This is a genomic window from Roseibium sp. SCP15, assembly GCF_040329435.1.
Classification (GTDB): Bacteria; Pseudomonadota; Alphaproteobacteria; order Rhizobiales; family Stappiaceae; genus Roseibium.
This window is the reverse complement of sequence record NZ_JBDZYI010000004.1, coordinates 424,273-436,358: the sequence shown is the minus strand read 5'-3', so window position 1 is coordinate 436,358 and position 12,086 is coordinate 424,273. Positions and strand designations below refer to the sequence as shown.

Annotated in this window: 10 protein-coding genes; 1 reads left to right on the top strand and 9 read right to left on the bottom strand. The window is 56.7% G+C overall.

Features of this window, described 5'->3' with window-relative positions; all coding sequences use genetic code 11:
• Positions 1 to 195: 195 nt before the first annotated feature.
• The 9 genes from hypF to ABLO27_RS21830 all read right to left on the bottom strand — a co-directional run bounded on the left by hypF (position 196) and on the right by ABLO27_RS21830 (position 10,338).
• Positions 196 to 2,508 (bottom strand): carbamoyltransferase HypF, encoded by a 2,313-nt coding sequence (gene hypF / locus ABLO27_RS21870; protein ID WP_353035713.1) that lies wholly within the window; start codon positions 2,506 to 2,508, stop codon positions 196 to 198.
• A gap of 122 nt (positions 2,509 to 2,630) precedes the next feature.
• Positions 2,631 to 3,788: a M56 family metallopeptidase gene (locus ABLO27_RS21865; protein WP_353035711.1), complete on the bottom strand. Its 1,158-nt coding sequence runs from the start codon at positions 3,786 to 3,788 to the stop codon at positions 2,631 to 2,633.
• Positions 3,775 to 4,170, bottom strand: coding sequence for a BlaI/MecI/CopY family transcriptional regulator (locus ABLO27_RS21860; protein WP_352941643.1), 396 nt, complete (start codon positions 4,168 to 4,170; stop codon positions 3,775 to 3,777). Before ABLO27_RS21860 ends, ABLO27_RS21865 begins: the two co-directional genes overlap by 14 nt.
• Positions 4,171 to 4,352: 182 nt before the next feature.
• Positions 4,353 to 4,631, bottom strand: coding sequence for a DUF2160 domain-containing protein (locus tag ABLO27_RS21855; protein WP_353035709.1), 279 nt, complete (start codon positions 4,629 to 4,631; stop codon positions 4,353 to 4,355).
• The gene (locus ABLO27_RS21850) at positions 4,631 to 5,428 is read right to left on the bottom strand and encodes a carbohydrate ABC transporter permease (protein ID WP_352941649.1); all 798 of its coding nucleotides are present in this window, start codon (positions 5,426 to 5,428) and stop codon (positions 4,631 to 4,633) included. Before ABLO27_RS21850 ends, ABLO27_RS21855 begins: the two co-directional genes overlap by 1 nt.
• Positions 5,429 to 5,439: 11 nt before the next feature.
• Complete coding sequence (locus ABLO27_RS21845; protein WP_352941652.1) at positions 5,440 to 6,306, bottom strand: carbohydrate ABC transporter permease; 867 nt, start codon at positions 6,304 to 6,306, stop codon at positions 5,440 to 5,442.
• Positions 6,303 to 7,394, bottom strand: a complete 1,092-nt coding sequence (locus ABLO27_RS21840) for an ABC transporter ATP-binding protein (protein WP_353035707.1) — start codon at positions 7,392 to 7,394, stop codon at positions 6,303 to 6,305. Before ABLO27_RS21840 ends, ABLO27_RS21845 begins: the two co-directional genes overlap by 4 nt.
• A gap of 11 nt (positions 7,395 to 7,405) precedes the next feature.
• On the bottom strand, positions 7,406 to 8,470 hold the full coding sequence (locus ABLO27_RS21835; RefSeq protein WP_353035705.1) for an ABC transporter ATP-binding protein: 1,065 nt from the start codon (positions 8,468 to 8,470) through the stop codon (positions 7,406 to 7,408).
• 128 nt (positions 8,471 to 8,598) lie between these two features.
• Entirely contained in the window at positions 8,599 to 10,338 is a 1,740-nt protein-coding gene (locus ABLO27_RS21830; RefSeq protein WP_353035703.1) for an ABC transporter substrate-binding protein, read from the bottom strand.
• 544 nt (positions 10,339 to 10,882) lie between these two features.
• On the opposite strand from ABLO27_RS21830, the gene ABLO27_RS21825 reads away from it, so the two are divergent.
• Positions 10,883 to 11,938 (top strand): NAD-dependent epimerase/dehydratase family protein, encoded by a 1,056-nt coding sequence (locus tag ABLO27_RS21825; protein ID WP_353035701.1) that lies wholly within the window; start codon positions 10,883 to 10,885, stop codon positions 11,936 to 11,938.
• Positions 11,939 to 12,086 lie beyond the last annotated feature (148 nt).

Here is a 12,086-nt window from a genome sequence, read left to right as displayed (position 1 = left end):
CCCAATTTTCAGGTGCGGCGCGTCACCGCTGAAATCAATTTGAAAGGGATGGACGTCTCCATGCAACCGGAAACTGCCAATCCGATCATAAAAACCTCGAACACCCTTACGTTTTCAAAGGAGAAGGTTATCGTCAATGAGGCATGTCAACGTGTCGGGTTCGAAGATGAATTTCAGAAAATCAATGCATACCCGTCAGCGTGTGAAATGGCGCGCTGCTGCAACAACCGCCTGACCGAGGGCCAATCCACCATCATTGGCAGGAACAAGCGTCTGGTTCCGAACCTCATGACCGCTTGCTTTCAGTCGCGAGGTTACTCCGTCACGCAGAATGGCATTCTGAAAGACGCCGCCGGAGAGCACGATGCGATCGGCTGACCGCGCACCAGACTGCTCCAGGGCCGACACCAGTCCGTCGATCAGTCCAAGATGAAAACGTGCGGCAATCCTTCCGGCAGAAACACCGCTCTTGAGATCGCCGATCAGGGCCATCCAAAGTGCCTGGAACGATATGACGACCGGAAGCGGCGTCGACACATGGTAGGGATATCCCTGCTCCGTCTGCATATGCGGCCGGGCCAGAGCTTCAAGAAGCATCGCAGCCTGACCTTCGTAGCTTTGACAGTCAAACCCGATCCCGAGAGCGGCTGCGACGCTATCAAACAACCGGCCAGCGGAGGAAGACAGCGATGCGTTGACGCTTCTTTCGATCATCCGATCGAGCGGTTTCAACGGCTTTGCTTGAAGAGCATCGCGCAATCGAGTTCCGTGCAGTCGGCCGAGATAGCCTGGTCCGAAGGCTGTATGAAGATGCGCTGCGAGGTTTCGCCAGGGCTCCCGAACCGCCGCATTTCCACCTGGCAGGGGAACCGGATGAAAATGACCCAGTCGATTAAAGCCGGACAAATCCCCCTTCAGAATTTCCCCTCCCCAGACCGTTCCATCCTCACCCCAACCAAGGCCATCAAGTATGAGCCCGAAAGCAGGATCATCCCGGATGGCTGGATCCTGTTGCTCGGCCAGACAGGCCGCCATATGGGCGTGGTGATGTTGCACATGGTCGAGTTCGGCTCCGAACTCCTTTGCCAGGGCCTTTCCATACGCCGTGGAAAGATACTGCGGATGGCAGTCGACGGAGATGATCTGCGGACAGAACTGATAGAGATCGCAATAAAGCCGCAGCATCTTCTTGTAGTCGGCGAATGTCGCCGCATCTTCCAGATCCCCGATATGCTGCGACAGAACTGCATTGCGGCCGTTCAGAAGGCAGAAGGCCGACTTCAGCTCGCCTCCCATGGCAAGCACCTTTGGCGCATCTGCAAATTCCTGTGACAGGTGAATGGGTGCGGGCGCAAGACCGCGAGCCCTGCGCAAAACCGTTGGACCGGACCCGTCGAGCCTGAGCACGCTGTCATCCAGCCGATTGACGATCTCCCGATCGTGCAACAAAAACCCGTCGACTATAACTTTCAGGCGGCGCCTTGCCTGGTCATTGACTGTCTCCTGCGGACTTTCAGACAGATTGCCCGATGTCAGTACGATCGGCCGATCGAGCTGTCCAAGAAGCAGGTGATGCAGGGGCGTGTTCGGCAGCATGAAGCCGAGCCTGTCGTGACCACAAGCAATGCTGTGCGCAAGCTGCTCTCCGTGTCTTTGCAAAAGCAGGATCGGCGCTGCGGAACTCTCAAGCAGATCCTCCTCCTCATTCGACAAATGGCAATAGGAGCGGATCTGATGAAGATCCCGGGCCATCAACGCCAGAGGTTTGTCTGGTCTTCGCTTGCGCCGGCGCAGCTCCTCTACCGCCATCTCATTGCCTGCATCAACGGCAATCTGGAACCCGCCCAGACCCTTGATTGCCAGGATTTCTCCTGCGCGCAGGCGATCGGCCGCGATCGCAACCGGGTCCCCGGAAACGGTTTCACACCCTGATGTTTCAAACCATAATCTGGGGCCGCAGTCCGGACAGGCGATTGGCTGCGCATGAAACCGGCGGTCTTCAGGATTTCTGTATTCCACGCGGCACTCCTCGCACATCGGAAAAACCGCCATAGAAGTCGAAGCCCGGTCATACGGTATGTGCCGCAAAATCGACAGGCGCGGTCCGCAATGGGTGCAATTGGCAAACGCATAATTGTGCCGGCGGTCCGCCGGGTTCAGAACCTCTGCCAGGCATTTTGGACAGGTGGCGGCATCCGGAACGATGCCCGTTGCGACCTCGCTCCCGTCGCTCTCGCCAATCTGAAACCCGCCGGAATAAAGGTCGCCGGAAATTTCAGTGAGTTCGATCTGATCGATACGCGCCAGCACCGGTGCGTCTTCTTGTAAACGGTCCAGGAACATTCCGATTGTGTCGGAAGGACCGCACACCTCAATCAGAACACCACGCCCGTCATTGAGGACATATCCGGAAATCGGCAGATCCTGCGCCAGCTTCCAGACAAATGGCCGGAAGCCCACCCCCTGCACCAGTCCCTTGACCCGGACGCGTTTGCCGATCTGTGTCACGTGCTGAAACGACTTTCAAAAAAGCTGCTCTCTTTCAGAGCCGAAATGGCGCCTGAAATCAAGCAGCTTCAAAAGAGCCCGGCGGGATCGGCAGCAGCCGGGCAGCAAGCTGCCCGGATTGATCAGCGTAGTGGCCGTTGCCCGAAGGAGTTGATCGTTTCCAGCCGTTCCAGATTGACGATGGCTGAAAGCATCAAACGGTCCTGGCTCCAGTCGGCAGGTTTCTGGATGGACATCGAGATCAGAAGGATCACGGCAATCATCGGCAGAACCGCAAGACCGGCAAGTCCCCAATGCGGACGCAGACGGTCTGTTTCCAGAAGGGCTTCGACACGGCGCCGAAGTTTCTGGGCGGGCGACCGGCGTAGCAGGCGATCCTGCACTTCGAGAAGCGCTACGGAGGCAACATTGCCGACGCGGTCGCGACCTGTCTGTTCCTGGCGCTTACGCAATCCTGCCTGCGCGGCACGCAGCAGACACATGCAATAGGCCTTCAGGTCGACCTGGCTGTGTTCGGCAACCTTCTGGTCGCAAGCCAGCTCACGCAACCTCTCGACCTCCGACTTCCAGACATAGAAGAACGGATTCCAGAAGAAGAATGGCCGCAGAAGCTCCAGACCGATTTCCCAGGCAACATCACCCTGACGCAGATGTTGGAACTCATGCTTGAGCACAAGTTTCAGGTCGTCAGGCTTCGCCAGCAGCTCCGACGGAATGACGACATAGTGGCGAATGAGCCCACGGGCGGAAAACGGGACAATTGCCCTGTCTGAAAGCAGAAGCTGCACCCGGCCGTTCCGGCGCCAGTCATGGCAGGTCGAAAGCATCCGGTTCAAACGCACGAAGTTGATGACCAGGCGCGTTCCAAAACCAATGAAGCCGGCAATCAGGAACAATGCGATCCCGAGCCCCAGACCGGGGGTCATCGTCAGGATGCTCTCGGTGAAGCGACTTCGAAGCCCCAGGAGGGCCTGAAAGTCTTCCGCCGGAAGAGCAATGCCGCCACGCAGGTACTGCGAGACCGCATAATCCGCCAGATTGACCGAAAGCGCTGCGGGAACCATTTCCGCCACCAGCATGTGCTGATAAACGGCAACGACTGCCGGAGACAGGATGATGACAGCAAAAAGCCCGTTCAAAAGTCCCAGCTGCACCGTGAAGGCGAGCCGTCTTCCAAAGCGGGCCATACTCATCTTGACCGTCAACCACACCACCGCCGTAAGGGCCAGCGTGATGTTCAGATCAATGTAAATGTCAAAGACCTGGTTAAGTAGCGTCATCTGTCCTCCTCCTGTCCAGCAACGCTCTAATTTCCTCCAGATCGTTCTCCGATAGTTCGTATTCATCAACGAGCCGCGCCACGAGAGATGCGGGCGTGCCGTCGAACAGCTTGTCAGAAAGATTCCTGAGAGAACGGGACTGGTAGGTGTCCTTGGTCAGCCGAGGGGAATAGATGAATGTTTTGCCTTCTTTCCGGCTGTCCACGAAGCCTTTTTCATCCAGGATCCGCATGATGGTGGCACAGGACGTATAGGCCAGTTTTCTCTCCGGCGGCAGACATGCAAGGATGTCCCGCACGGAGCCCTCGCCGAGCTTCCAGAGTTCGGTCATGAACTCCAGTTCGACTTCGGTCAAAAACTCGTTGCTTTTACGCTTTCTCATTACTGCCCTGCACCGATTGCGGTATGGATGTGGCCAGGAGCGAGAGATATCAGACTGTCTCTGATTGACGTCCTCTCCCCCCAACGCACCTATTCATGCACCATAAAATCAAAAATTACTATTTTTTTAGTCGTCAAACATTCAATGCCATGCCCCTGACAATCAGGGGCATGGCAGTATGGTCAAACCTTCCAGAAGCAGAACACACCCCAACCAAGGCTAAGTGCCAGTGGCCACCAGAGCGGATAGCCGATCAGCCCCAGCCAGGCGAGGAAGATATAGGCGGTTCCGAGCAACGTGATGAAGAGACGGTCGCCCCGTGTCGTCGTCAGCCCCAGAACTCCCCGGCGGGCATCTCCGCCCGGGAACTTGATTTCGACAACCGTCAGGATTCCAACTGCCGTAAAGATCCCGACAAACAGAAGCGCCGTCGGCCATGTCCATGCCATCCAGCCAAGCATTACACCCTCCCCAGGGCAAAGCCCTTGGCAATGTAGTTACGGACAAAGTAGATGACGATGGCGCCGGGAATGATGGTCAGGGTCCCGGCGGCCGCCAGAAGCCCGAGTTCATAACCGGCGGAGGAAGCGGTCCGGGTCATCACGGCGGCAATTGGTTTGGCTGCGACCGCGGTAAGCGTCTTGGCCAGCAGCAGCTCCACCCATGAGAACATGAAGCAGAAGAAGGCAGCGACACCAACGCCGGACTTGATCGCAGGCAGGAAGATCGTCACGAAGAACCTCGGGAAGGAATATCCGTCCACATAGGCTGTTTCATCCAGTTCCTTTGGCACGCCCGACATGAATCCTTCCAGGATCCAGACCGCCAGAGGCACGTTGAAGAGACAGTGAGCGAGCGCGACGGCGATATGCGTGTCGAACAGGCCGACTGCCGAATAGAGCTGGAAGAACGGCAGCGCAAAGACAGCGGCCGGCGCCATGCGGTTGGTCAGCAGCCAGAAGAACAGCTGCTTGTCGCCGACAAAGGAATAGCGCGAGAACGCATAGGCTGCAGGCAGTGCCACCAGAACGGAGATCACCGTGTTCATCGTCACGTAGATGATGGAATTGATGTATCCCCAGTACCAAGTCGGATCCGTGAAGATCTCGATATAGTTGGCAAACGTCCAAGTTTGCGGGAACAGGGAGAACCCGGCCAGGATCTCGTTCGTGGTCTTGAAGCTCATCGCGACGAGCCAATAGATCGGCAACATCAGGAAGAGGATGTAAAGCGCGGGAACCAGGCTTTTCATGCGCATGATGGTTCTCCTCAGGATTTGTTATCGTTCAACGTCATCAGCGTGTAGAACAGCCAGGAGGCGAACAGCGTGATGGCGAAGTAGATGAGCGACATGGCAGCTGCCGGGCCGAGGTCGAACTGACCAAGAGCAATCTTCACCAGGTCGATGGAAAGCAACGTGGTGGAGTTGCCCGGTCCGCCACCGGTCAGAACGAACGGCTCGGTGTAGATGTTGAAACTGTCCATGAAGCGCAGCAGAACCGCGATGGTCAGAACAGTTTTCATCTTGGGCAGCTGGATGAAGCGGAAGATGGCCCAGTTCGAAGCGCCATCGATTTCGGCAGCCTGGTAGTAGGCGTTCGGTATTGAAACCAACCCGGCATAGGCCAGCAGAACCACCAGCGATGTCCAGTGCCAGACATCCATGATGATGATGGTCACCCAGGCAGCAACCGGGTCCTGGGTCATGTCATAGGAAATGCCCAGTGTGTGGTTCATGAAATATCCGAGCAGACCAATGTCCGGCAGAGTGAAGATGTTCCACATTGCACCGACCACGTTCCACGGGATCAGCATCGGCAGAGCCATCGTCACAAGACAGAACGGAACCCACGGGCCCTTCTTCGGCATGGCAAGCGCAATGGCGATCCCCAACGGCACCTCGATGATCAAGATCATGAAAGTGAAGAAGAATTGTCGGCCGAGCGCATTGTGGAAACGTTCGGATTTCAGCACCTGCTCGAACCAGTCCAACCCCTGCCAGAAGAACAGGTTGTCGCCAAAGGTTTCCTGGACCGAGTAGTTGACAACGGTCATCATCGGAATGAGCGCGTTGAACGCCACCAGCAGCAGCACCGGCGTCACGAACCACCAGGCGCGTTGATTTTGGGTCTTCATTGGGCACCCTCCCCTGGCGTGCTTGCCAGCCAGCCGTCTTTGTAAAGCCGGGTCTGGGACTGTTTGAATTCAAGGCTCACGGCATCACCGGCACTCGGTGCTTCGCCGTCCAGGATTGCATGAACACGGCTGTCATGGGCGATGGCTTCCACCACCTTGTGGCGGCCGATATCCGCAACCTTGCGTACCTGGGCGGCAATGCCGTTGCCGTTGGTCGATACGGACACGAACTCCGGCCGAATGCCGATTTCCGCGGCACCGTTGCTGACCCCGCTGGCAGGTCCTTCCAGGCGGATCTGTTCACCGCCGAAGAAAGCCGCGCCGTCCCGGACATCGCATGGAAGCACGTTCATGCCCGGCGAGCCGATGAAGTGACCTACGAAGGTGTGGGCGGGGCGCTCGAACAGTTCCACCGGAGTGCCGATCTGAACGACCTCACCTTCCTGCATCACCACCACCTGATCGGCGAAGGTCAGCGCTTCGGTCTGGTCGTGGGTCACATAGATCATGGTCGCCTTCACCCGCTGATGAAGCTCCTTCAGCTTGGAGCGAAGCTTCCACTTCAGATGCGGATCGATCACGGTCAGTGGTTCATCGAACATGACGACGTTGACGTCTTCACGAACAAGGCCGCGGCCCATGGAAATCTTCTGCTTGTTGTCAGGTGACAGGTTTGCAGCCCGCGTCGACAACATGTCGGTGACTTCCAGCATCTCGGCAATCGCGGTGACACGGCGCTTGACGATGTCTTCATCCCGCCCGCGGTTGCGAAGCGGAAACGCCAGATTGTCGTAAACGGTCATGGTGTCGTAGATGACCGGAAACTGGAACACCTGCGCAATGTTGCGCTTTGCAGGCGGCAACGCCGTCACATCCTGATCGTTGAACAGGATCTTGCCTTCAGAAGGGACAAGCAGCCCGGAAATGATGTTCAGCAGCGTGGACTTGCCGCAACCCGACGGTCCAAGAAGCGCATAAGCTCCGCCATCTTCCCAGGTCAGGTCGATCTTCTTCAGCGCATAATCCGCATCGCTTTGCGGATTGGGCTGATAGCTGTGCCGCAGATTGGAGAGTTTGATTTGTGCCATGAGTTCTCTCCTCAAGCCGCCAACTGGCCGTCAGGCGCAAAGAAGAAACAATGGCTCGGATCCAGATAGAATGTGTGGACTTCGCCGACGAAATAAGGATGCACACCCGGAGACAGCGACACCCACGAATGACCGTCCATGTCGAAATGGGCACTGCTTTCAGAACCGCTGAGTTCCGTCACCTGAACATGACCCTCGAGGCGCACTGTATGATCAGCCGATTCAACCGGCATGACATGGTTTGGCCGGATCGCAAGTGTGTAAGGTCCGTCCGAGAGAGCGGCGACAGCGGACGAGGCCGCCCAGCGGACGTTGTCACTGAGGATCACCGTGTCGCCCTGCTTGGTGACCGGTGCGACATTGATTGGAGGATTGGAGAACACCTTGGCAGCGTCCAGATCCTTGGGATTTCGGTAGATCTCGGCAGTTGGGCCGAACTGGACGACATTTCCATCCGTCATCAGGGCTGTCTGGCCACCGAGAAGGAGCGCTTCTTCAGGTTCGGATGTCGCATAAACGACAACAGCACCGCGGCCTGCGAACAATTCCGGCAGCTGGTCACGCAATTCTTCGCGCAGCTTGTAGTCGAGATTCGCCAGCGGCTCATCAAGGAAGACCGCATCGCTTTCCTTCACGATCGCACGGGCAAGCGCCGTGCGCTGCTGCTGACCACCGGACAGCTCGTTCGGCTTACGGTTCAGATAGGGTTTCAGTTTGAGGATGTTCGCCGCTTCTTCTACCCGGCCCTCGATTTCCGACTTCGCGACACCCGCAATTTTCAGCGGTGATGCGATATTGTCGAAGACCGACATATGCGGGTAGTTGACGAAAAACTGGTGCACCAGGCTGATGTTGCGCTTTTGCGCTGAAAGGCGGGAAACATCCTTGCCATTCAGTATGATCTGCCCGGATGCCAGGCTGTCGAGGCCGGCCATCAGCTTGATCAGCGAGGTTTTGCCCGAACCGGTTTCTCCGAGGAGAACGTTGAAGTGGCCGGGATGAAGGGTCAGGCTCGTGTCTTTGACATGCGTAATGCCTTGCACGCGCTTGCTGACGTTTTTTAGTTCAAGAGACATGAAATCTTGCCCGCGTCCGCACTGGGTCTACTCTTGCGAAGCTCAGGCTTCGCCGCCCGTAACAATCGGATCGGTGAGGGACCGGGGACTTAGCCCCGGTCCGGATGTTGCTAGAGCTTTGCTCCGGCTTACTTCGTTGCCCAGCGGGCAACCAGCTCGTCGTAGTTCACGGTCTTGCCCTGCGGCTTCTCGTTTTCGAGTTTCGCCTTGGGAGCACCCGGCTTGTTCAGCCATTCCTGCGGATCCGACTCTTCGTTCAGACGCGGGCCGCAGCCACCGTAAACATTGGCACGTTCGTCAGCCTGCTGCATGCGGGCCATGACGATGTCCATTTCTTCCGCAAGACGATCCATCGCTTCCTGCGGTGTGAAGGCACCGGAGTTCACGTCACCGATCTGCTGCCACCAGATCTGGGCCAGCTTCGGATAGTCCGGAACGTTGATGCCGGTCGGGGACCAGGCAACACGGTCAGGCGAGCGGTAGAACTCGACCAGACCACCAAGCTTCGGTGCGCGCTCGGTGAAGGACTCGTGATTGACGGTACTGTCGCGGATGAAGGTCAGACCAACATGGCTCTTCTTGGTGTCGACTGTCTTGGAGACAACGAACTGAGCGTAGAGCCATGCGGCTTTTGCGCGGTCTTCCGGAGTGGACTTCAGGATCGTCCAGGAACCCACGTCCTGATAACCGACCTTCTGGCCTTCTTCCCAGTAGGGACCATGCGGGCTCGGAGCCATCCGCCACAGCGGGTTGCCCTCGTCATCCACGGTGTTGTTGCCTTCGGACTTCGGCTTCACCATGTCCGCGGTGAACGCGGTGTACCAGAAGATCTGCTGAGCAACGTTGCCCTGGCTGAGAGCTGGCAAGGACTGGTAGAAGTCAAAGCTTGCAGCACCTGGAGGCGCATAGTTGCGGAGCCATTCGTCCCACTTGCGGATCGCGTAGACAGCCGCCGGGCCGTTTGCTGCACCACCGCGGGAAACGGAAGCACCAACCGGATTACAGGTGCCTTCCTCCATGCGGATGCCCCATTCGTCGACCGGTACGCCGTTCGGCTCACCCTTGTCGCCGGCACCAGCCATGGAAAGCCAGGCATCGGTCATGCGCCAGCCAAGGTCCGGAGCACGCTTGCCGTAGTCCATGTGACCGTAGATGGCAACGCCGTCGATTTCCTTGACGTCCTTGGAGAAGAATTCGGCAATGTCCTCATATGCGGACCAGTTGACCGGAACGCCGAGCTCGTAGCCGTACTTTTCCTTGAAGGCCTTCTTCAGGTCTTCGCGCTCGAACCAGTCCTTGCGGAACCAGTAGAGGTTCGCGAACTGCTGGTCGGGCAACTGGTAAAGGTCGCCATCCGGGCCGGTGGTGAACTGGGTACCCATGAAGTCGCCGAGGTCGAGACCCGGGTTGGTAACGTCCTTGGCAGCGCCACCCATCCAGTCGGTCAGGTTGTAGGCCAGCTGAAGGCGGGAATGGGTGCCGATCAGGTCGGAATCGTTGACATAGGCGTCATAGAGGTTCCGGCCGGTCTGCATCTGGGTCTGAACGGCCTGAACCACCTCACCTTCACCGAGGATCTGGTGATTGACCTTGATGCCCGTGATTTCTTCGAACGCCTTGGTCAGGACTTCCGACTCGTAAGAGTGTGTCGGAATGCCTTCGGACAGAACGTTGACTTCCATGCCCTTGAACGGCTCTGCGGCGTTGATGAACCACTGCATTTCAGCAAGCTGCTCATCTTTGCTCAGAACGGATGGCTGGAATTCCTGGTCGATCCACTTCTTTGCCGCAGCTTCGTCGGCAAAAGCAGACCCTGCTCCCGCAAGTACAGCACCAGCTGCAACTGCGGAGAGTAGATACTTACGCATCTGCGTCTCCTCCCGTGAGAATTTAAGAGCCGTGTTTATCCGGCTAGGCATACATGGCCACACCGCTGCCATGTTGTCAAACTAATTTTTTAGTAGATTTTCAATTTGATGGTATCGAGTATTAAGTTATTGTTTTTTATAAACTTCTACCATCATGACCTCCAAAGAAAAGGCCCTTTCCACCTGAGAACCAGCCTGTTCACTGAAGGCAGTGTGGCACAAATTTGACAAGAGATGTAGCGAAAATTGAAGTTTCGGGTCTTTCAGATTGAGCGCGAAGTTCGCTCTTCTGAGCTTCGTTTGCATCGCAAAACGAAAACATAAGAAAGTTTTCGCAATGCAGTATAGCGTCCTGACACCCCGCCCTGGCGTGATCTGCAGGCACGTTGACACCTTTTGCAGTTCTCAAATTATTCGAGATTTCTATTTTCCAACTATCGATCTAAAACTGATTTCCAGCTGAGACAGCCCCTTGAGCGCAGGATCGGTGCCGCCTGCCGTGAAGGAAATTGAAATTGGAAATCTTACTGCAAGGACCAGAAGTATGAAGGTTTCCACCGATGCACCGGTGCTGGTAACTGGCGCGAGCGGATATGTGGCCGGTTGGTTGGTAAGGGAATTGCTTGAGGCCGGCGTGACCGTACACGCCGCAGTCCGCAATCCCGACCACACCGCTGGGTTGGCTCATCTGACGAGCATTGCAGATGGCGCGCCCGGGAGCATCAGGTTCTTCAAGACCGACCTGCTTGATGAAGGCTCATACGCGGAGGCGATGAATGGGTGTTCCATCGTCTTTCACACGGCCTCCCCATTCGCTGTGAATGTCAGAAATCCGAAGAAGGAATTGATTGAGCCCGCCGTGAACGGAACCCGCAACGTTCTGGAAACCGCGATCAAGACTAAATCAGTCGAACGCATTGTCGTGACCAGCTCCTGCGCCGCGATGTACTCCGATGCCATCGACTGCCACTCGGCTCCTGGCGGTCTCCTGACCGAAGATGTGTGGAACACGACCGCATCTCTTTCCTATCAGCCCTACAGCTATTCCAAGACGCTGGCAGAAAAAGAAGCTTGGAAAATCGCCGCTGGCCAGGAACGCTTCAAGCTGGTCACGATCAATCCATCGCTTGTCATCGGTCCGGCGCTTTCAAAGAAACCGACTTCGGAGAGCTTTAACATCGTGCGTCAGATGGGCGACGGCACTATGAAACAAGGTGCACCGAAGCTTGGAATTGGGGCCGTCGATGTTCGCGACCTCGCCAAGGCACACGTTGCGGCAGGCTTCCTGGAAGAAGTCGAAGGCCGGCACATCGTGTCCGGTCACAACACCAACCTTCTGGAACTCGGCAAGTCGCTCATCGAAAAATACGGCGACCGCTACCCGGTACCGCGCAAGTCGCTGCCGAAATGGATTGTCTGGGCGGTCGGACCGATCATCGGTGGTATTCCGCGCAAGTTCGTGACCAACAATGTCGACATCAAATGGCGAGCCGACAATTCCAAGAGCAAGCAAGCCCTTGGCGTCACCTATCGTCCGTTCAAGGAGTCCATGGAAGACATGTTCCAGCAGATGATCGACGCAGGAACTTTCAGGAAATAGAGACGGATCACACTATTTCCACCGACATCCAGCCAATCGCAACGCGAGCTAGCACCCAAAAGCCCGAAACTCTTACCCTTGGTCAGCTTGACAACGATTGACCTCGGATTCCTGAACTTTGCGTCGCGACGTTCAGGATGACCATTCG